General features: G+C 41.1%; 19 protein-coding genes. 7 read left to right on the top strand and 12 right to left on the bottom strand.

The genetic code is table 11. From position 1 onward, the window contains the following. Positions 1-6 precede the first annotated feature (6 nt). The 5 genes from B3297_RS17135 to B3297_RS17155 are packed head-to-tail and all read right to left on the bottom strand — an operon-like array spanning position 7 to position 5052. Positions 7-1290, bottom strand: a complete 1284-nt coding sequence (locus B3297_RS17135) for an ABC transporter substrate-binding protein (RefSeq protein ID WP_083295756.1) — start codon at positions 1288-1290, stop codon at positions 7-9. Continuing rightward, positions 1247-2797 (bottom strand): glutamine-hydrolyzing GMP synthase, encoded by a 1551-nt coding sequence (guaA, locus tag B3297_RS17140; RefSeq protein ID WP_046672899.1) that lies wholly within the window; start codon positions 2795-2797, stop codon positions 1247-1249. Before guaA ends, B3297_RS17135 begins: the two co-directional genes overlap by 44 nt. Before the next feature lie 42 nt (positions 2798-2839). Continuing rightward, on the bottom strand, positions 2840-3676 hold the full coding sequence (gene pyrF / locus B3297_RS17145; protein WP_070561124.1) for an orotidine-5'-phosphate decarboxylase: 837 nt from the start codon (positions 3674-3676) through the stop codon (positions 2840-2842). A gap of 23 nt (positions 3677-3699) precedes the next feature. Next, a complete protein-coding gene (locus B3297_RS17150) occupies positions 3700-4293 on the bottom strand; it encodes a TlpA family protein disulfide reductase (RefSeq protein ID WP_070561125.1) in 594 nt (197 codons plus the stop codon). Positions 4294-4308: 15 nt separating this feature from the next. Next, positions 4309-5052: an RluA family pseudouridine synthase gene (locus B3297_RS17155; RefSeq protein WP_070561126.1), complete on the bottom strand. Its 744-nt coding sequence runs from the start codon at positions 5050-5052 to the stop codon at positions 4309-4311. An 83-nt stretch (positions 5053-5135) separates the two neighbouring features. Between B3297_RS17155 and panB the strand changes: the two genes are divergently transcribed. From panB to B3297_RS17185, 6 genes are all read left to right on the top strand, one after another. Further along, on the top strand, positions 5136-5951 hold the full coding sequence (gene panB, locus B3297_RS17160; RefSeq protein WP_070561127.1) for a 3-methyl-2-oxobutanoate hydroxymethyltransferase: 816 nt from the start codon (positions 5136-5138) through the stop codon (positions 5949-5951). 6 nt (positions 5952-5957) lie between these two features. Continuing rightward, on the top strand, positions 5958-6560 hold the full coding sequence (locus B3297_RS17165) for a hypothetical protein (protein ID WP_070561128.1): 603 nt from the start codon (positions 5958-5960) through the stop codon (positions 6558-6560). A gap of 83 nt (positions 6561-6643) precedes the next feature. Further along, positions 6644-6796, top strand: a complete 153-nt coding sequence (locus B3297_RS17170; RefSeq protein WP_070561129.1) for a 30S ribosomal protein THX — start codon at positions 6644-6646, stop codon at positions 6794-6796. Between the two features lie 184 nt (positions 6797-6980). Further along, positions 6981-8042: an efflux RND transporter periplasmic adaptor subunit gene (locus B3297_RS17175; protein ID WP_070561130.1), complete on the top strand. Its 1062-nt coding sequence runs from the start codon at positions 6981-6983 to the stop codon at positions 8040-8042. 6 nt (positions 8043-8048) lie between these two features. Continuing rightward, a complete protein-coding gene (locus B3297_RS17180; RefSeq protein ID WP_070561131.1) occupies positions 8049-11132 on the top strand; it encodes an efflux RND transporter permease subunit in 3084 nt (1027 codons plus the stop codon). Between the two features lie 7 nt (positions 11133-11139). Then, complete coding sequence (locus B3297_RS17185) at positions 11140-12441, top strand: TolC family protein (protein ID WP_070561132.1); 1302 nt, start codon at positions 11140-11142, stop codon at positions 12439-12441. Positions 12442-12564: 123 nt separating this feature from the next. On the opposite strand, the gene B3297_RS17190 is transcribed toward B3297_RS17185, so the two are convergent. Continuing rightward, a complete protein-coding gene (locus tag B3297_RS17190; protein WP_172462508.1) occupies positions 12565-12831 on the bottom strand; it encodes a hypothetical protein in 267 nt (88 codons plus the stop codon). A gap of 324 nt (positions 12832-13155) precedes the next feature. Between B3297_RS17190 and B3297_RS17195 the strand changes: the two genes are divergently transcribed. Beyond that, positions 13156-13881, top strand: coding sequence for an acyl-[acyl-carrier-protein] thioesterase (locus B3297_RS17195; RefSeq protein ID WP_070561133.1), 726 nt, complete (start codon positions 13156-13158; stop codon positions 13879-13881). 82 nt (positions 13882-13963) lie between these two features. On the opposite strand, the gene B3297_RS17200 is transcribed toward B3297_RS17195, so the two are convergent. The 6 genes from B3297_RS17200 to B3297_RS17225 form a co-directional block, all read right to left on the bottom strand. Continuing rightward, complete coding sequence (locus B3297_RS17200; RefSeq protein WP_070561134.1) at positions 13964-14593, bottom strand: gluconate 2-dehydrogenase subunit 3 family protein; 630 nt, start codon at positions 14591-14593, stop codon at positions 13964-13966. A gap of 19 nt (positions 14594-14612) precedes the next feature. Next, positions 14613-16046 carry a Gfo/Idh/MocA family protein gene (locus tag B3297_RS17205; protein WP_070561135.1) on the bottom strand — a complete coding sequence of 478 codons (1434 nt, stop codon included), beginning with the start codon at positions 16044-16046 and terminating at the stop codon, positions 14613-14615. Between the two features lie 19 nt (positions 16047-16065). Continuing rightward, positions 16066-17751, bottom strand: coding sequence for a GMC oxidoreductase (locus B3297_RS17210; protein ID WP_286779172.1), 1686 nt, complete (start codon positions 17749-17751; stop codon positions 16066-16068). A gap of 42 nt (positions 17752-17793) precedes the next feature. Next, the gene (locus B3297_RS17215) at positions 17794-19032 is read right to left on the bottom strand and encodes a nucleoside permease (protein WP_070561211.1); all 1239 of its coding nucleotides are present in this window, start codon (positions 19030-19032) and stop codon (positions 17794-17796) included. 95 nt (positions 19033-19127) lie between these two features. Continuing rightward, positions 19128-20051, bottom strand: a complete 924-nt coding sequence (locus tag B3297_RS17220; RefSeq protein ID WP_070561137.1) for a hydroxypyruvate isomerase family protein — start codon at positions 20049-20051, stop codon at positions 19128-19130. Positions 20052-20066: 15 nt separating this feature from the next. Beyond that, on the bottom strand, positions 20067-21089 hold the full coding sequence (locus B3297_RS17225; protein ID WP_070561138.1) for an FAD:protein FMN transferase: 1023 nt from the start codon (positions 21087-21089) through the stop codon (positions 20067-20069). Positions 21090-21095 lie beyond the last annotated feature (6 nt).

A 21095-nucleotide genomic window follows, 5' to 3' on the forward strand; every position in this document is an offset into this window, starting at 1 on the left:
CAAAGATTATTTTCTTTCAAATTTTTTGTTGTGATAAACCATCATACCCAAAGCTCTATTGGCATAGCCCCATTTTGGATAAAATTCAAATTTGTAATCGCTATTCAATCCCGAAAACTTATCCTGCGTCATTCGGCTAACATAATCTACGCCATATTTGTGGATCAATCGACCGAAATACAACGCCGCGTCATAACCTTTATAAGAAAATTCAGACGGGTCCACTTTATAAGCCGATTTATAATTTCCAATAAATTTACGGGTATCACTATCACTCTCATTCACCAAGTTGGAAGAAGTAATAGTAAGTCCATAAAAATCCATATTTTCGAAATTCTCATACGAAAGCTTAGCCATGTTTGGATGTCCATACAACTTAAATTGATTACCTGGATTCAAAAAGCGTTCGTCCATCTTATCCAATAAAGCTTTAACAAGATTCTTATTGGCTGTACCACTTACAATATGATTTGAACCGGTCAAGACAAGACTATTATCCAGTTCAGCAAGATTATAAACCGTTTTCACTTTTGCCTGTGCATTGGCTTTTGAAATTTCGCTAACAAAATTAACTAGAAACTGTTTGCTTTCATCGTCACCGGCATCGTATACTAATATTTGATCACCCGTATAGTATTGATCAGCAACATATTTCGCCAATGTCTCGGAATGTGTTCGAATAGAAGGTGTTATGGAAACCAAATTAGGTAAGCTAAATTCAGAAGCCATAGTGGCCGCCAAGGGAGAAACTTGCAGCACATTCTTATTTGCAAATGTTTGCCCAAAGCTTTTTATCTCACGTGGATACACTGGGCCCACCACAAGTACGGCATCCTTCACATTGACCGCTGTCCCCAAGGTCGCATTATAGGCAACATTGTCTCGAGAATCAATTACTTGTAAATCAAATAAAGCGCCCTCTTTGGCAATTTTGTCAAGGCCCAACTGAAACCCCTGATAAAAATCAAGTGCCAGGGAAGAACGCTCCACATCTTCTTTTGTAATTGTACCGGCAATACCACTTAACTCAAATGGCAATAGTAGTGCTATTCGATTATTCTTCACGGCGTGCCCATTGACATTTTGCACATCGCCCACTTTGGCAATCGTCGTCTCTTTGTCAACGGCCGGTTTAGTCACAGCAGTTTGCTGTTCGCCTTGACCAGAGGAAGGCGAACGCAATACTGTGCTTTTTTTGGTTGTACAGCTTGCAAGGCATAATGCTACAAGTGCCGCAACCCATATTTTATTCCCACTCAATTGTAGCGGGCGGTTTTGAACTGATATCATATACAACTCTGTTTATTCCTTTCACATGGTTGATAATTTCATTTGAAATTTTTGCCAACAGGTCATATGGTAAATGTATCCAATCCGCAGTCATTCCATCAAGAGAACCAACTGCACGTAAGCTAACAACATGCTCGTAAGTACGCTCGTCACCCATCACGCCTACAGAACGCACTGGCAAGAAAATTGTACCAGCTTGCCATACTTTATCGTACCAGCCAGCTTCCTTCAGGTTATTGATAAAGATCGCATCAGCCTCTTGTACAATACGTACACGCTCAGGCGTAATATCACCTAAAATACGAATTGCCAAACCTGGTCCAGGGAAGGGATGTCTGCCTAAAATTGCCTGATCCACTTCTAAAGCTTTTCCTACTCTTCTTACTTCATCTTTAAACAACGTTTTAAGTGGTTCTACGACTTTCAATTTCATAAAATCAGGTAAACCACCAACGTTATGGTGTGATTTGATTGTTGCTGAAGGTCCTTTCACTGAAACCGACTCGATAATATCGGGGTAAATTGTGCCTTGTCCCAACCATTTCGCTTCAATTCCCTCAGGTAATTCCTTTTGGATTTCTTTTGCAGCTTCATCAAAAACATCAATAAATGAATTACCAATGATTTTGCGTTTCTCTTCTGGTTCAGAGATCCCAGCTAATCTACCATAAAATAAATCTTTGGCATTTATTCCTTTAATATTTAACCCCATATTTTTGTAAGAATCCAATACCTGCTCGTATTCATCTTTACGAAGCAGACCATGATCTACGAAAATACAATGTAAATTTTTTCCAATTGCTTGGTGCAACAATACCGCTGCTACTGTCGAATCTACGCCCCCTGACAAAGCCATGATAACGTGATCGTCACCCAATTGTTCTTTCAAAGCGGATACTGTTGTTTCAACAAATGCGTCTGGTGTCCAATCCTGTGCACAACCACAAATGTTTACAACAAAGTTTTTTAATAAGATAGCACCATCTGTACTGTGTGTTACTTCCGGATGGAATTGTATACCATAGGTACGGGTGCCTTTTACTTGATAAGCTGCAACGCGCACTTTATCCGTACTTGCAATAATATCAAAATTTGCAGGAACTTCTTTGATGGTGTCTCCATGTGACATCCATACCTGCGATTGAATGGGTACTCCTGCCAATAATTCATTCTCGCTATTGACAAACTGCAGATTTGCACGACCATATTCACGAATTTCAGATGGCAACACTTCACCTCCTGATTTTTGAGCAATGTATTGCGCTCCGTAACAAACTCCTAAAAGTGGGAAACGATCCTGAATAGCAACAAAATCAATTTGCGGTGCGTCTTCTTGTCTAACAGAATAAGGACTTCCCGAAAAGATAACACCTTTTACGGTATCGTCAAAATCTGGCAATTTATTGAACGGGTGTATCTCACAATACACATTTAGTTCTCTGACACGTCTAGCGATTAACTGTGTGTATTGAGACCCGAAGTCTAGAATTATAATTTTTTCTGGCATGCTGCAAAGGTAAGTATTACGAATGAATTATTAAATGTCAAATCAGGAAATAATGCCTGCTTTTAACAGTTCTACTTCCATTTCTTTCTGTAGAATCAGCGCTTCCTCCCGTGCCCTTTCAGCGAAATCACGTCCGTTTGAGGCATAGATAATTCCCCTTGTGCTGTTTACTAAAAGCCCGCAATCTTTGTTCATACCAAATTTACAAACATCTTCAAGCGAGCCGCCTTGAGCCCCCACTCCTGGAACCAATAAAAAATGATCTGGTGCATGTTCTCTAATTTTAATAAAGCCCTCCCCACGTGTTGCTCCGACCACATACATCAAATTATCAGGTGTACCCCAAGTATTGACTTTATCGATCACCTGTTCGAACAATTGCAATCCTTCTTTGTTTTCAAAATTTTGAAAGTCCAGGCTACCTTCATTCGATGTCAACGCAAGTACGATTGCCCATTTATCGTTAAAATCCAAAAATGGTGTCACCGAGTCCTTCCCCATATAAGGTGCGATAGTAATACTATCAAATCCAAGTCCAGACGTCTTTTCATCAAAAAATGCCATCGCATAACGTCCCGACGTATTACCGATATCGCCCCTTTTTGCGTCAGCAATACTGAAACAATCCTTTGGCAACGCTGCCCAGGTTCTTTGAAGCGACTGCCAGCCTTTAATACCATAACATTCATAAAACGCAATATTAGGCTTATAGGCAACACATAAATCAGCTGTTGCATCTATGATGGCCTTATTGAAGCTATAGATCGGATCCTCATCATCTAAAAGATGCTCCGGGATTTTGGTGAGGTCTGTATCGAGTCCGACACATAGAAATGAGCGTTTCGCTTTTATTTGATGAATAAGTTCTGCTCTTGTCATACTATATTTAGAGATCTTAAAAATTATTTATTGATTAAATCTTGCATAAATTTGCCTACATCCGGACTTGAATAATCCGCCATACCTTCATGCCGTGTCGCGATCTTACCCGCTTTGTCCAATATCACCGTTGATGGAATCGGTCCCGAGAGCCATTCTTTTGGAATATCGCTATTTGGAAAACTAATTGGTAGGATTAACTGCTGTTCTTTCATGAAAGCCTCTGCCTTAGCCCTGTCGCCTTCAATCTCCACAATTAAAAACACTATATTTGGGTCATCTTTATACCGCTCATAGAGTACATTGATCGAAGGCATTTCGGCACGACAGGGAGCACACCAGGTTGCCCAAAAATTAATAAAGACCACTTTTCCCTTCAGATCCGCCACCTTGATTGTTTCTCCCCGCGAATTGACAAAGGAGACATGATTGAATGAAGTCTCTGGAGCCCGCCTGTCGGATTCTTTAGTAGTTGAAACAAGCTCCAGTTTAGGGTTGAAAAACCCCAATTTCATTAAAAATTGCTGAAAATAACTTCTACTTGTTGGCCAGATCAACAAACCGATGAGCAGTACAAATACAACATTTCCGATGATGTTTCTTGTCTTTGGACTCATTAGGCAATCCCGGTATTAAGCATCGAACTTATCCAACAGCTTCAATAAGGTCGCAAAATCCTTTGGATAAGGTGCCTCAAAAGCCATCTTAACTCCATTCAACTCAAATTCAACCTGTTTTGAATGGAGTGCAAAACGTTTCATAATAGGCTGCTCCTCTTCATCTTTCGACAATGTATATCCCCTTTTCTTAATTTGGGACAAATACACAGGTTTACCGCGATACATGTTATCCCCCACGATAGCGGCATGTTGTGTGGCGAGGTGAATACGGATTTGGTGCATACGTCCTGTAATAGGTTTACATTCCACCAAAGTATAATTCTTATAGTATTTGATCGAATTGAAGATGGTCTCGGCCGGTTTACCGTTTGCACGGTCAATAGATACGTTTTTATTGCCCTGGTTCAAGATGGGTAAATCGACAAGCAAGTCCTGAAAAGTATGTGTACCTCCTATGACCGCATGATAAATCTTATTCACTTTTCTTTTTTCAAATGCAATGGAGATTGTACGGTATGTTTCTGGATTTTTTGCAATTAGTAAAATACCCGAGGTCTCTTTATCCAGGCGGTGGCACACCTGTGCATCAGGATGATATTTCTTCGCCAAACGAAGAATATTGACCTCCCCTCCCTCACGTTCATCTAACGAAGCGACAAACGGCGGTTTATTGATAACGATCAAATTTTCATCCTCATGGATGATTAATTCTGAAAATTTGGGGAATTTAAATAGACGAGTCTCATTTTGTATCATTCTGCAAAAATACAAAACACAAGGCAGAATATTGGTCAATGTATGATAAAAAGCTTACTTTTGAACACACAATATAAGTTAAGATGTCTGTAAACAAAGAAATGAAACGAGTAAGCACAGCAATGCTGCAAGCCATGAAAGAACGTCAGGAAAAGATTTCTATGCTTACAAGCTATGATTACTCCATGGCCAAAATGGTCGATCAAGCCGGTGTTGACGTTATTTTAATTGGAGATTCTGCTGCTAACGTATTCGCTGGCTACGAAACTACCTTGCCTATCACCCTAGATAATATGATCTACCATGCCGCTGCCGTTGCTAGAGGTACCGAACGTGCCATGGTGTTGGCAGATTTGCCATTTGGATCTTATCAGGGCTCCGCCAATGAGGCTTACAATGCCGCCGTACGTATGATGAAAGAATCAGGTGCGCACGCATTGAAACTAGAAGGAGGTCTTGAAATCATCGAAAACATCAAAAAAATCATTGCCGGAGGCATCCCTGTATGTGGACACCTGGGCTTGACTCCCCAATCCATCAATAAATTTGGAAATTTTGGTGTGCGGGCGAAAGAAGAACAAGAAGCCGCTAAATTAATAGACGATGCCCTCGCTTTACAGGAGGCGGGCTGTTTTGCCATTGTTTTGGAAAAGATACCTGCAAAATTAGCTAAAACAGTTACCGAAAAATTGGTGATTCCAACAGTTGGTATTGGAGCTGGACCGGATTGCGATGGACAAGTCCTTGTGGTTAACGATATGCTGGGTATGAATGCTGATTTCAAACCAAAATTTATGCGTCATTTCGCTAATTTGCACGAACAGATCACAACTGCAGTAGCTCATTATGTGGCCGAAGTAAAAGCGGTACAGTATCCGAACGAAGACGAACAATATTAGAAAAATATGCGGTTTTTGATCATTGGACTTATTATTCTTATTGCTTATCTGGTGATACGCAAAAAATTCAATCTATTTGGGTTTACCGAGGATATGTCCAGAAATTTAAAATCAGGTTTTCAGTTGATTGAAGCTTCATCTCCGGTCATCCAGGCAAATCTAAAGAAGAGCGTTTCCAACGCCATGATGGGGGTTGTCCTCATTTTGATCACCGTCTTGCTGTTCATGAAGATAAAAATTGTCCTGTTCCTGCTTCCGATAGCCTTTTTCCTGCTAGGTTATCTTTTTCTGTTCAACAACCACTTTAGCAAGCTCAAAAGCCAGCAAATCTGGTACAATGCCAAAACCAATGAAGTTTTTATTGAACAGCTCAAAGGAGAAAATTATGCTTTTAACATGTTTAAGGACATAGAAGCCGTTCAGAAAATCGAATCAATTCAAACGACCAAAGGTTTATTATACGGCTACTACCGTCTCAAGTTAAAGAACAAAATAGTAGAGATCCCCTATTTGGTCGCCGAAAACAAGCCGGTCAATAATTTATTTTTCGACACCATTAACCAAAATTTCACCATAACTGTTCAAAAACGTATTTTTCCAATCATTTAAAAATGAACAAATTGAATATCTAAAAAGAATGTGGTATATTTAGGTAATTAATAAAATTTGTTAAAACCAAAATATTTCACACTATGGGAAAAGGTGACATCAAGACCAGAAGAGGAAAAATATCGAATGGTTCTTTTGGAAAAAGAAGACCACATGTATCGAAAACTGCAATCAAGGCGGAAGTAAAACAAGAGGCTCCAAAAGAAGTCCAACCAAAAGCAAAATCAAAGAAATAGTAAACAGGAAGCTAGAAAGTTATTTCTAGCTTTTTTTATTTCCAACCATTCGCGCTCGTCCATTTCGCTGTCCATTTGCAAAGTTTTCGTGGTATTGTAAAATCCTTTTGACAACTGATATCGGCATAATAATAAACCTATATTTACCTGTTAAATGTAAAAAGTACATAAGAGACTATATCGTATGAATAAAAAATCGATCATTTACCTCCTTTTGGCCTGTGCTGTGTTTGGAGGTGGATACTTTCTGATAACTGCTAAAAAAGATAAAAAAGAAGCTGATAAGCCCAATGGAAAAAAAGATATGCCCGTCCCCGCACAGGCTATCATTGCCAAATCTTCCGTCGCCGATAGATCCATTAATCTCTCGGGAAGCATTGACGCAGAAGAGCAGGTTGAAATCAGAAGTGAAGTAAGTGGTCGAATCACCAAAATCTATTTCTCTGAAGGACAGCGCATCAAACAGGGCGAGCCCTTGATCAAGATCGATGATATTGAGCTGCAGGCACAATTAAGACAAGCGCAAACAACAAATCAGCTGAATGCCGAAAATGAACGTCGGGCCAAACTGCTGTTGCAAAAAGGAGCAATCAGTCAGGAAGAGTTTGATATTGCCAGTGCAGCCTTAAAAACCTCCTTAGCACAGATCCAGTTGATTCAGGCACAAATATCCAAAACAACCATCCGCGCCCCTTTTAGTGGCATGATTGGACTTCGGAACATTTCCGTAGGTGCCATTGTCTCATCCAGTACCCTGATTACAAATTTAGTGAAGGACAATCTTGTCAAAGTTACTTTTGCAGTGCCCGAAAAATACAGCAATATAGTTAAAATAAATATGCCCATTGAGTTCAGTGTAGCCAACGACCCAACGATCATTACAGCAAACATTTACGCTATTGAACCACAAGTATCACTTAACACCAGAACACTCACTGTCCGCGCCAGAGCGACGAACGATCAGGGCAAATTGAAAGTCGGATCCTTTGTTAACGTTATTGTGCCGATCGAAGTGGAAAACGATGCGATATCCATTCCTACAGAAGCTATTGTTCCCGTACAGGACGGAAAGAAGGTCTTTGTACTACAGCACGGCCTCGCCAAGGAAGTGAAGGTTGAAACAGGTGCACGTACCGACAAGGACATCGTTATTCTATCTGGCATCAGTGCCGGCGACACCGTTTTAACCACGGGCGTTCTGTCTTTAAAAGATGGAGCAAAAGTTAAGGTATCATTAGCTAACTAGTTGTACATGAATTTATCTGCAGTTTTTATTAAACGCCCTGTTTTAACTATTGTCGTCAATATTACCATCATCTTGTTTGGCTATATTGGTTTTAGTTTTCTGGGCGTACGCGAATACCCCTCCATTGACCCCGCCATTGTTTCTGTCAGAACAAATTATGCCGGTGCCAATCCTGATATCATTGAATCTCAGATTACCGAGCCACTAGAGAAGGCCATAAACTCGATCGATGGTATTCGTAACATCTCTTCTTCGAGTAACCAGGGATCCAGCAATATTACCATCGAGTTTGATTTAAAAAAGAACCTGGAGGAAGCCGCAAATGATGTCCGGGATAAAGTATCCCAAGCCGTCCGAAGCCTACCACAGGATATTGATGCTCCACCGGTGGTATCCAAAGCCGATGCGGATTCCGATCCCATTATTACGTTGACATTGCAAAGTGAGACACGCGACAAACTGTCGCTGAGCGACTACGCCGAAAATGTGATTTCTGAAAGGTTACAAACCATCCCCGGCGTCAGCAGCACACAGATCTATGGCCAAAAACGTTACGCCATGCGGCTATGGCTCAATCCCGACCGTATGGCTGCCTATGGTATCACGGCTTCAGATATTCGTACAGCATTAAATAATCAGAATGTTGAATTACCTTCGGGAAAAATTGTCGGAAACACAACCGAGCTCACCGTAAAAACTATAGGCAATCTGTCTACCCCCGATCAATTCAACAACATCATTCTAAAAGCCGACAGCAGCCGTATCGTCAAGTTTACCGATATTGGTCGGGCCGAAATAGACGCTGAGAATCTCGAAACAAAAATGGTGAGTAATGGTAAACAGCTGGTCGGTATTGCCATTATTCCGCAACCGGGGACAAATTACCTTGATATTGCCAACAATTTTTATAAAATGCTCGATCAGATCAAAGAAGATCTGCCGCAGGATATTATACTCAACATCGCTTCTGATAATACGACATTCATCAAAAAATCAGTTGAAGAAGTCGCCGAGACACTCCTGATTTCGATCATACTGGTCACTCTAATTATTTATTTTTTCTTTCGAGACTGGGGCATAGCGTTACGTCCGTTATTGGATATTCCGGTATCCTTGATTGCGACATTCTTTATTATGTATATTTTTGGTTTTTCCATCAATGTACTGACGCTACTCGCTATTGTACTCGCGACGGGGCTTGTCGTCGACGACGGGATCGTTGTTACCGAAAATATCTTCAAGAAAGTTGAAGAAGGAATGTCTCCAATTGAAGCCGCGCTAAAAGGGTCTAAGGAAATATTCTTCGCTGTTATTTCCATTTCAATTACACTTGCAGCGGTATTTTTACCGGTTATATTTCTTCAGGGCTTTGTGGGAAGGCTGTTCCGGGAATTTGGTGTCGTCATCGCCTCGGCCGTATTGGTTTCGGCATTTGTTTCCCTCACCCTTACACCGATGCTCAACGCTTATCTGATCAAAGGTGGTGGCCACAAAAAGACGAAGTTTTACGATTGGACAGAACCCATGTTTGTCAAAATGAATAAAGGTTATGCCAAGGCTCTGGAAAAATTTATGAAATTCAAATGGATAAGCTTTCCAATTCTGATCCTATGTTTTATCATTATTGGTATCCTTTTCTCCTCCATTAAAAAGGAAACAGCGCCTTATGATGACAGAAGTAACATCTCCGTCAATGTAACAGGTCCTGAAGGTGCCACCTATGAATACATGGATCGCTACATGCAGGAATTGGACAAATTGGTCTACGACTCCATTCCTGAAAACAAAATCAGTTTAAACATTACCTCTCCGGGTTTCGGCGCGAGCTCAGTCAACTCCGGACGTATACGGATGACTTTGGTTGATCCTGGTGAGCGCAAAAAATCACAGGACGATATTGCCAAGGAGCTCACTAAATGGACAAAACAATACGATGCCGTACGCGTAAATGTTTCTCAAACGCCAACGATATCCATGAATCGAAGAGGTGGATTACCTGTTCAGTACATTATCCAAGCACAAAATTTTGAAAAACTTCAGGAAAAGATTCCCGAATTTATGAATGAGGTCAACAGCGATCCAGCATTCTCGACAACGGATATCAACCTGAAGTTCAACAAGCCCGAACTGCATGTCGAAATTGATCGTCTGAAAGCACTTAGTCTGGGTGTTTCCGTACTTGACGTTTCACAGTCCCTCCAATTGTTGTTAAGCGGTCAACGTTTCGCCTATTTTATGCGTGATGGCAAACAATATCAGGTCATTGGCCAAGTTGAAAACGACCGTAGAGCTACGCCGACAGACCTTGCTTCAATTTATGTACGTAATAACATCGGTCAGCTTATCCAGTTAGATAACGTCGTAAGCGTCAGGGAAGAAAGCAGCCCACCACAACTCTACCACAATAACCGGTACATGTCGGCTACAGTTTCAGCTGGCTTGGCGCCAGGCATGAGCATGAGCGACGGAATTGCAGCAATGGATCGCATAAAAGAAAAGGTACTCGACCAGAGCTTCACCACTGACCTTAGTGGTGAATCACGTGACTTCGTTGAAAGTAGCTCCAATACCTTATTTGCTTTTGGTCTTGCTTTATTGCTTATATATCTAATCTTGGCAGCCCAATTTGAGAGCTTCCTCGACCCATTTATCATTATCCTTACGGTGCCTATGGCCGTTGCCGGTGCACTAATAAGTCTATGGCTATTTGATCAAACCTGGAATATATTCAGTCAAATTGGAACAATTATGCTTATCGGTCTCGTGACCAAAAATGGTATCCTGATTGTTGAGTTTGCCAACCAAATGCGTGAAGAAGGGATGGAAAAATTTGAGGCAATTATGCACTCTGCCGAATCACGCCTCAGACCGATCCTAATGACAAGTTTAGCCATCGCCTTGGGTGCATTACCGATCGCCATGTCACTTGGAGCTGCTTCGACCAGCAGAATTGGTATGGGGGTTGTGATCGTTGGCGGTACAATATTCTCCCTTATCCTAACCTTATTCATTATCCCGGCGATCTATTACATGTGGTCAAGACAAAAAAAGCATAGACCTGAATTTGATAACATTAAAAGCTACGAATAATAAAGACATGAAGAGAAATTTCATCCTATTAGTATTACTTTACTCCATCATGTTTCAAGCTCGGGCGCAAGAAGTACTGACTTTGGAAGATGCACTGAAAACCACGTTGAGCAATAACTTCAATATTCTCCTGGCTAAAAATGACAATAACATTGATATGGAGAATACCAGTTTAGGAAGCGCCGGTATGCTTCCAGCAGTAACTGGAACGTTCAACAGAAGCAACTCCATCCAGAACTCCAGACAGGTCAGAGCAGATGGTCAAATACAGCAGATCTCCAATGCAAAAAACGACAACATGTCTTATGGAGTCAACCTAAACTGGACGATATTCGATGGATTGGGTATGTTTGCCCGTCGCGATCGCTTCAAAGAAATACAACGCCAAGGGGAAGCGGAGATCAAATATCAAGTGATCACCCAGCTCAGCGAAGTCATGGCAACCTATTACAATCTGGTGCAGCAAAAGCGCCTGATAAACGCACTGGATACCACCATTACCTTATCGAGATACCGCGTCACGCTGGCCGAAAATCGCCTGGAGATCGGAAAAGGCTCCAAGCTGGATCTCCTGAATGCGAAAGTCGATTTAAATACCGATCAGACAAACTTACTCAGACAGCAGGAAAGCTTCAAAAATACCAAGACTTACCTCAATCAGCTGATGACACGCGACTTGAGCCTAGATTTTCAGGTTGAAGATGAAATGAAACTTGATACGGATCTTAAACTTGGTAATCTGATCGAAATTGCCGATCGCCAAAATCCACAAATCCAGCTCGCCATCATCAACAATCGGGTGGCCGAACTCAACTTAAAAGCAGTTAAGGCCGAACGTTATCCCAAAATTGGATTAAACAGTGGTTACAACTGGAACGAATCCCACTCCTCCCTCGGTTTCTCGACAGAAAATAAAAATAGAGGTCTTACCTACGGTATATCGGCTTCCCTTAATATTTTCAATGGATTTCTTCAAAATAGAAACGAACGGATCGCTAAATTTCAGATTAAAGGTTCTGAGCTGCAGATACAACAACAAAAACAAGATATTCAGGCACAGGTCAGAACGCTGTTCCAAACCTACATCACCAATATGGAACTGGCTCATGTAGAACGGAAAAACGAGGAGCTGGCAAAAGAAAATTTAAACATCACCATGGATAAATTCCGTATCGGTACCATCACAACTTTGGAAGTAAGAACAGCGCAGTTAAACTACATCAATGTAATGACTCGGAGCTATACAGCACAATATGATGCAAAGGTATCCGAAATAAGGCTAAAAGAATTGACAGGCGAAACATACTAGAAATTTCTTTCAGCATGAGGTCCTCTTCATGAAGGGACAGGATTTTGAAGCGCTTTTCAGCAGCATCTATTCTTAAAAAGCGAAAGGCTCCTTAACTAAATGAGGAGCCTTTCGTTTGTCTATTTAATAGTCTATTGCTATAATAGATTTCAGTGGTATTAACACGCCACTTTTAATCTGAATATATCTATCGGTTAACGACCATACGGTGGTCTCGATACGCTTTGGTCCGGAATCAGTCTCAAAGGCGATTTCAGTTTTGGATTTAAACTCATTTCCCAACCGAAGTGCCCCTTTCAATTTATCCATAAAAGTCGCTGTCTTATCTTCACTCGCCGGGATAAATTTAAATTGAGGAATTTCCTCTTTAGCTATTAGTTCTCCAACCATAATACTAGCATTTAATGTGTAAATTATTGTTTTGCGCTATGCTACTCTTATAACGCTTTAAAGCCAATCTTATTTTATCTCTTTCTGCCATTGGCTTATTTAAATCTACCGATTCCCATGATAAAAATCAATTAAATCCTTGAAAACTATCATTTATTTTACAATAAAAAAACGATTGTACTTTGGACACACTACTCCCCTTTGAGGGTCACCGGCAGGTCCAACAGGCATTTATAACGAGATATCTAAATATAGTGTCATTTCATTTTGAATTTATAGCCCAAATCATTCATATTACCTATTTTTGATCAAAAAAATATGTAAATGGAAAAATCTGTTTTTGAAAAAGAGTGGGAAATTTATTTCACGCAATGCTATTCTAATGGCCGTATTCGTTTCTCCGATTTATCCAATATTCTGCAGCTTACCGCGGGAGAACACGCCAATGCTGTGGGATTCGGTTTTAAAGAAATGGCCAAACATAACCAAACTTGGGTACTTAGCCGCATACGTATAGAGATTGCACGATTGCCCAAATGGATGGACATCGTCAAGGTTAAAACTTGGATACAGGAATTAGAGGGCGCACGCTCAACACGGAATTTCGAAATTACCGTCAATGGACAGATCTATGTTACGGCAACCAGTTATTGGGCTGTCATCAATACCGTGAAGCGGAGCTCTGAAACACTCGCGATTTCCACCGAAAATTTTACCACCTATCCGGATCGTCCCGCAACACAACGGCCATTTTCAAAATTGGATATTTCCCAGACAGTCAAAAATCTTGATGAATATTGTGTTAAGCTCTCGGACCTGGATATTGTCAATCACGCCAACAATGTAAAATACCTGGACTGGTGTATGGACAGGTTGCCCATTGAGCTTGTATTGACCAATCAAATCAAATCATTAGAGATGAATTACCTGCGCGAATTACGCTATAATGATACCGTAGAGATTAATGGTGATGCGACAGATCAGGGTTACTTTATGACAGTGACCAAACAGCAGCGCATTCATTTTGCGCTAGCCATAGAAACAAAATAAAAAGGGAAAACAAGATAAGAACGCGAAACAATAAAAAAAGGGAGGCTACGGGCCTCCCTTTTTATCTTACATAGCGCATCGTTTATGCAAATGCCTTATCGCCTTTTTTGTAAGGAAGGTTACCATCAAATTTTCCCGGAATCTTCACAAAACGTAATGCTTTTGTACAACCCAGCTCCGAGTTAAAGAAACCGGTCAATGTCAATTGCTTGAACATCGTAAACCAATGTGGTGGATCGTTCTCAACATAATTATACAATTGATTTTGTTTTTCTTTATTCTTCTCCAGAATATCCTTTTGATCTTCAGCTTGCTTTTTATTAAACTCGTTTGCTTCTTTATCCAAAGCAGCTGCAACAGCCGTTCTGTCTTCCGCAGAAAGCTCCAGGAATGGTTTTCCTTTCACCTCTTTTGCCTTATCATCTAAGCTCGCAAAACCAGTTAAAAATGCCTTTTGTTGCTTCTCCGTATAACAATCGCGAACCATGACTGGGATAAAACTTCCTACCCCTGCTTCTTTCGCACCCGGAGTTGCGGTAGCTGGTAAGATTGCTTCAGCCAAGTCACCTAATAAATCAGTTGTCTTCGCTTCAAATAATGCTTGCACATCTTTGGTTGCTGAGCGTGTACAACCTTCCAAAAATAAATTAGCGCCGATAACGGTACCTCCTAAAATTAAGGCAACTCGTTGTAATGCTTCTCTTCTATTCATACTACTAAATATCTTAATTTTAGAAATTATATTTCATTTCCCACCCTTGTCTGTAATTACGTTTTACATATTGATTGACGTTGTCAAAGTTGGTGACACGCATGTTATCGTTATCCCACAACAATTTCAGGTTACGTCCAGGGTATTTACCATCAATACGTAAATCAGCACCTCTGATTGCCAGGTTAGCCATTAATAAAGCTTCTGTCAACGGACCTGCTATTTCAAAAGGTGAACTTACTTCTTTCTTGCCGTATCCAGCCTGACAAGCTTCAACCCATTGTGCGTAGTGTCCACCTTCTTGTCCTGGTACACGGGCATATTTCTGTGCCACCTGCTCTTTTCTTGAAGTCGGCAACAAGCGTGCATTCTGGCCGTAGGTATCCGCAAGGATTTTACCTTTTGTACCTACAAGTAAGATACCGTTACCACCATCACCAAAAATTTCGTTTGGACCTAATTCATCCGGGCGAGCAGGCTGAATACCACCATCCATCCAATGTAAAGTCACCGGACCATTGGTACGTGGTGTTTTAGGGAATGTTAATGTCGCATGGCTCGACGGAGGACAGCTTTCAGGGAAATATCCACGTTTGAATTCATCCACATACACCGATCCTACAGTTGCCTGTACATCCTGTACATATGTCAATCCCAAGGTACTGAAAGGAACTTCCAACAAGTGACAGCCCATATCGCCCAATGCGCCAGTACCATAATCCCACCAGCCGCGCCAGTTGAAAGGCACCAATTTATCCACATACTCTTTATAAGGCGCTGTACCTAACCAAAGGTCCCAATCCAATTCTTTTGGAACTTCGGCCTTGCCTGTAGGCCATGCAATACCTGAAGGCCATACCGGACGATCTGTCCAACAATATACCGTATGTACATCACCGATCAGACCTGCTTCATACCACTCACGTACAAAACGTGGTCCATCATTCGATGCACCTTGATTTCCCATCTGGGTAACCACTTTATATTTTTTAGCTGCATGCGTCAATGCTCTCGCTTCCCATACATCGTGAGTCAACGGTTTTTGAACGTACACGTGTTTACCCAATTGCATAGCTGCAAGTGCCTGAATCGCATGTTGATGATCTGGAGTTGATACAGAAACGGCTTCTATACGTTTGTGCTCCTTATCCAACATCTCACGGTAGTCTTTGTAATACTTTGCTTTCGGGTAACGTTTCAACGCACCAGCTGCACGACGGTCGTCCACATCACACAAGAAAGCAAGATCTGCTTTTCCTGAATCATGGAATGCATTGATGTCACTAAAACCTTTACCCCCTACACCAATACCTGCTACTTGTAATTTGTCACTTGGAGCTGTAAAGCCATTTCCGCCCAATACATGGCGAGGGACGATCATAAAAGCCGCAGCAGCTGTTGCCGCGCTCTTTATAAAACCTCTTCTACTCGTCTTATTTGAGTTATTTTCCATTGTTATCAATCTTTAGCTATTAGATGTTACCTTTTTTCAATTCGCTCACTGCGAAATCAACCGCACGAGCAGTAAGTGCCATATACGTCAATGAAGGGTTGACACAACCTGCAGAAGTCATACAAGAACCGTCCGTTACGAAAACATTCAATGCATCCCAAACTTGGTTGTTACCATTTAATACCGAAGTTTTTGGATCACGTCCCATGCGGGCAGTTCCCATTTCGTGGATACCTTGGCCCAAACCATATACGTTATCGTACGTATAGGTATCTTTTACGCCAATGCTTTCCAACATTTCCTTCATTTCATTTTGCATGTCGCCACGCATCTTCAATTCATTATCCTTGATCTCAGCGTCAAATGATAATACAGGTAAGCCCCATTTATCTTTTTTGCTCTTGTCAAGTGTAATTTTATTTTCGTGATATGGCAAGGTTTCTCCGAAAGCAGTAAAACCAACAGTCCAGTCACCTGGCTCACAGATCGCATCTTTCCATGCACCACCAACTTCCATCTCGGCAACAGCACCAGACCAACGTCCACGACCTGCAGCACCCTGGTAACCAAATCCACGTACATAGTCACGTTTTTTGGTATCACCTTCTACATTTACAAAACGTGGCACATACAAGCCTGTTGGTCTACGACCATATACATAGCTATCCAAATATCCATCTATTTTACCTCCGGCACCACAACGGAAATGGTGATCCATCAAATTGTGGCCCAATTCACCGCTGCTGCTACCCAGACCGCCTTCCCAAACATCTGTAGCTGAGTTCATTAACACCCAAGTCGAGTTCAATGCAGATGCACAAACAAAAATTACTTTAGCGAAAAACTCATACGTTTGGTTTGTTTCAGCATCAACAATTTCAACACCTTTTGCCTTTTTCGTGTTTTTATCGTAGATAATCTTTGTTACGATAGAAAAAGGACGTAAAGTTAGATTGTTTGTTTTACGTGCTGCAGGAAGAGTTGCCGATTGCGTACTGAAATAAGCACCAAAATTACAACCCAACCAACATTGATTTTGATATTGACAATTTACACGATCATGATGCGGAACAGTAATGTTGGCTGTTCTACCCATGATGAAATGACGTTGACCACCATATTGCTTTTTCAAACGCTCAGCCAGGTCTTTTTCAACAATGTTCATCGCCATTGCTGGCATGTAATCTCCATCTGGCAAAGATGGTACACCATCTCTATTTCCGGAGATACCCGCAAATTTTTCAGCATAACTATACCAAGGGGCAATATCCTTATAACGAATCGGCCAATCCACACCGTGGCCATCTTTTAAGTTAGCTTCAAAATCCAAATCGCCCAAACGATAAGATTGTCTCCCCCACATTAAAGAACGTCCACCAACATGATACCCACGGTACCAGTCAAAACGTTTTACCTCTGTATATGGACTCTCCTTTTCATTTACCCAAAAATCCAGGTTCTTCTCATTCAACGGATAATCTCTACGCAAAACCGGATATTCTTCGATCATTTTTTGTGTACGACCGCCAGCATGAGGCCATTCCCATGGATTTTTATTTGGCGCAGTGTAATCCTTAATGTGTTCAATGTTACGACCACGCTCCAGCATAATTGTTTTCAGCCCTTTCTCTGTCAATTCTTTCGCAGCCCATCCACCACTTATCCCCGAACCGATTACAATTGCGTCATAAGTATTTGTTGCCATCTCTCTTCTAATTATTTGTTTTTAAATAGTTATTTTTTCTGTTTAGTGTGCAGCATTTGTACTGTCGATCTTTTCGTCCTTAAATAAAGCTAAAAAGATAAAAAATACAACAGCTGCGATAATTGCAGGTACAACCCAGGTATGATTCCAGAATCCTGCTAGGTCTGTTGCTTTCATTGCTTTGTATTTGTCTCCGACGTAACCCGCTACCCAGAAACCGATCAACTGTCCAACACCATATGTTGCCAGCGTGATCAAGCCCTGTGCTGCAGATTTGTATTTAACACCTGCTTTGCTGTCCGTATAAATTTGTCCCGAAACAAAGAAAAAGTCATAACAGATACCGTGCAATGCAATACCGATCAACAACATGAACGACAATTCACCTGCATTGCCATAAGCAAATAACAGGTAACGGATTACCCAAGCCAACATACCGACCAAAATTGTTTTCTTAAAGCCAAATCTTGTAAAGAAAATTGGGAGTGCCAACAAGAACAATACCTCAGATCCCTGACCAATTGTCATTTTACCAGTAGCATTTTCCAGCCCTATCTCAGAAAGAAAAGGGTTTGCATTTGAATAATAAAATGCCAATGGAATACAGATCAATACCGAAGAAATGAAAAAGATCAAGAAGTTTTTGTCTTTCAACAATTTGATCGCATCCAGACCAATGATTGATGCAAAGGACGGTTTTTCGTTTTCGTCCAGTTTAACCGGTGGAGTTTTAGGTAATGCAAAAGAAAATATACCCAATACTAAAGAAGCAACACCCGATAATAGGAAGGTATTTTTTAATGCTCCTTCAGATGCTTTTGCATCCCAAAAATAGCTAATAACTAAACCAGCAACAATCCAACCAATTGTCCCCCAGATACGTATTCCTGAAAATTGTTTTTCCGGATTGGTCAATTGCCGAAAAGAAACTGAACTAGTCAAAGCCAATGTTGGCATGTAAAGTATCATATAAGCCAAAACATACGGATAAAATGTCGACATGTCTGTTGCACTATACATCTGATACATTAATACTGCACCGACCAAGTGTAAAACACCCAAAATACGCTCCGCATTAAAATAACGGTCTGCAATCATTCCGACAATAAAAGGCGCGATAATCGCTCCCAATGATTGTGTTGAAAATACATTGGCCTTTTCAAATTCTGTTGCATTCAAATTCTTGCTCAAGAAAGTACCTAATGTGACAAACCATCCCCCCCAAATAAAAAATTCGAGGAACATCATAAAGGATAGTTTAAATTTTATTGTTGATGAAATCATAAAAAAAATGGTGTTTTACAATACTACTAATTGGTTTTACCTGCTCAATTTAAGAAATTAAATCTAATTGTCAATAGTACACTATTAAAATATTACAAAAAGCTATCGACCTCGCGATATGCCGCCACCAAGCGATCCTCACCCTCTTTACCAGGCTTGGAAATACCATGCTCCATCCCCATGATACCCTTATATCCTTTACTATGAATGTGTTTGAATACGTTTTTATAATTGATCTCGCCCGTAGTCGGTTCTTTACGACCTGGATTATCGCCGATTTGAATATACGCAATTTCATCCCAACAACGATTCATATTTGCAATTAAATCTCCTTCGGTACGCTGCATATGATAAATATCATACAAAATTTTACAGGATGGACTATTCACGGCCTTACATAAAGCATAGGTCTCATGCGTTTGCTGCAAAAACAAATCTGGTGTATCACTTAAGGTTTCCAACACCATCACCAAACCATGTGGTTCAAAGATCTCCGCACCTTTACGCATCGCAGTAAGGATATTGCTGAACTGATTACCCCAAGGCAGTTTTCTTTCATAAAAGCCCGGTACCACAGTCAGCCATTTTGCGTTACAACGCTTGGCAGCTTCGACAGACTTCTTGCATGTTTCGACAAACTTGTCCAAATACTCCTGTTTTCCTGTCGCTAAAGAAGGCATCCAGTTTTGTCCGCCATCCACAACAAATACACCCATGGTCATGCCTAACTTCGCTAATAAATCACCGATCTTCTGCTGCTCGTCCAATGTTCTACCCAAATAGCCATTATCTTCTATTCCACGGAATCCCAAATCATACATATACCGAATTTCATCCAGGAAATTATCACCTGCATGATTTTTGAACATTCCCTGATGGGGAGCATAATTTAAATTGAATGTCTTTCCTTTATCCATCGTATTTGCTGTATTTTGAGTTGTAGACGCAAAAGTCTGTCCAGCTAGTCCTGCCCCCGCGGCCAAAAGACTACCTTTAATAAAATCCGATCTCTTCATTTTATTTATAATTGATTAATTTTTAAATAATTTACCAAATCCATCCGAATAAATCGTTTCTATGGACTGATTTTTATTTTTAAAAATGACAAAAACCGCCACACCTTTCAATTTTTTGGCCTTTGTCTTAATTTGTTCGGGTTCCATGCCCATAAAATAATTATCCAGTGCATCCGCTTCCATAGCAGTCTTCGCATAGACGCTGACACTCAATATATGGGTCATGTATGGGAAACCCGAAACAGGGTCAATATGATGACCCAATTTTTTCCCTTTGTATTGAATAAACTTTTCGAAACTGCCGGCTGTTGTCAGCGCCCCTTCATTGAGCTGCGCAACAGCAGTCATCAATTCCTCCCCACTTTCACCATCGGGCTGAACAATACCAATGGAAAAGCCCTGCCCACCTGGCGGAGTTCCCAAAGCCCTGATTTCACCACCTACCTCGACCATATAATTGGCAATTCCCTTACGTTCGAGATAGTCGGCCAAGACGTCTACCGTATACCCCTGTGCAATACCATTAACATCGATTTTAATCCCCTGTTTCTTTTTAATCAGCCGGTTGCCGCTGACCTTCAGGTAATGCATTCCCACCAGTTCCTTCGCTTTTCGTACCGTCGCCGAATCCGGGGCCACCGGGCTCTTATTAGCACCAAAGCCCCATAGGTTGACCAACGGGGCAATAGTGATATCGAATTGACCTTTCGATAATTTGTGGTATTTAAAGGAAGCATTTATCACCTTAGCCATGTGGCTATCCATCACAACAGACATTACCGTATCTGTATTGAACTTGGATATCCTCGAGTCTTTGCGGTAAATTGACATCGACAAATCGATTGCCGTTAAGATACTGTCAACTTCCGACCGCCTAACAAGACTGTCGGAAGCGAAGTAAGTGATATGGAATTGGGTACCCTGCGCGGGTCCCTCCAGCCGAATTTTATGGGGTTTCGTTGCCGGTATCTGCGCCTGTGCATCAATGCAACAAATCGTAGCAAAAAATAGAAGGCACAAATTCCACTTTAATCCCATCGGCCC

This window comes from Sphingobacterium sp. UBA3519, from assembly GCF_002377215.1.
GTDB classification, from domain to species: domain Bacteria; phylum Bacteroidota; class Bacteroidia; order Sphingobacteriales; family Sphingobacteriaceae; genus Sphingobacterium; species Sphingobacterium multivorum.

What these genes read in the sequence shown, in the direction of transcription:
- B3297_RS17195 (WP_070561133.1), top strand. Translation starts at nt 13,156, where the DNA reads ATGGAAAAATCTGTTTTTGAAAAAGAGTGGGAAATTTATTTCACGCAA.
- guaA (WP_046672899.1), bottom strand. Translation starts at nt 2,797, where the DNA reads ATGCCAGAAAAAATTATAATTCTAGACTTCGGGTCTCAATACACACAG.
- pyrF (WP_070561124.1), bottom strand. Translation starts at nt 3,676, where the DNA reads ATGACAAGAGCAGAACTTATTCATCAAATAAAAGCGAAACGCTCATTT.
- panB (WP_070561127.1), top strand. Translation starts at nt 5,136, where the DNA reads ATGTCTGTAAACAAAGAAATGAAACGAGTAAGCACAGCAATGCTGCAA.
- B3297_RS17150 (WP_070561125.1), bottom strand. Translation starts at nt 4,293, where the DNA reads ATGAGTCCAAAGACAAGAAACATCATCGGAAATGTTGTATTTGTACTG.
- B3297_RS17220 (WP_070561137.1), bottom strand. Translation starts at nt 20,051, where the DNA reads ATGAAGAGATCGGATTTTATTAAAGGTAGTCTTTTGGCCGCGGGGGCA.
- B3297_RS17180 (WP_070561131.1), top strand. Translation starts at nt 8,049, where the DNA reads ATGAATTTATCTGCAGTTTTTATTAAACGCCCTGTTTTAACTATTGTC.
- B3297_RS17225 (WP_070561138.1), bottom strand. Translation starts at nt 21,089, where the DNA reads ATGGGATTAAAGTGGAATTTGTGCCTTCTATTTTTTGCTACGATTTGT.
- B3297_RS17175 (WP_070561130.1), top strand. Translation starts at nt 6,981, where the DNA reads ATGAATAAAAAATCGATCATTTACCTCCTTTTGGCCTGTGCTGTGTTT.
- B3297_RS17185 (WP_070561132.1), top strand. Translation starts at nt 11,140, where the DNA reads ATGAAGAGAAATTTCATCCTATTAGTATTACTTTACTCCATCATGTTT.
- B3297_RS17135 (WP_083295756.1), bottom strand. Translation starts at nt 1,290, where the DNA reads ATGATATCAGTTCAAAACCGCCCGCTACAATTGAGTGGGAATAAAATA.
- B3297_RS17155 (WP_070561126.1), bottom strand. Translation starts at nt 5,052, where the DNA reads ATGATACAAAATGAGACTCGTCTATTTAAATTCCCCAAATTTTCAGAA.
- B3297_RS17210 (WP_286779172.1), bottom strand. Translation starts at nt 17,751, where the DNA reads ATGGCAACAAATACTTATGACGCAATTGTAATCGGTTCGGGGATAAGT.
- B3297_RS17190 (WP_172462508.1), bottom strand. Translation starts at nt 12,831, where the DNA reads ATGGTTGGAGAACTAATAGCTAAAGAGGAAATTCCTCAATTTAAATTT.
- B3297_RS17200 (WP_070561134.1), bottom strand. Translation starts at nt 14,593, where the DNA reads ATGAATAGAAGAGAAGCATTACAACGAGTTGCCTTAATTTTAGGAGGT.
- B3297_RS17165 (WP_070561128.1), top strand. Translation starts at nt 5,958, where the DNA reads ATGCGGTTTTTGATCATTGGACTTATTATTCTTATTGCTTATCTGGTG.
- B3297_RS17170 (WP_070561129.1), top strand. Translation starts at nt 6,644, where the DNA reads ATGGGAAAAGGTGACATCAAGACCAGAAGAGGAAAAATATCGAATGGT.
- B3297_RS17205 (WP_070561135.1), bottom strand. Translation starts at nt 16,046, where the DNA reads ATGGAAAATAACTCAAATAAGACGAGTAGAAGAGGTTTTATAAAGAGC.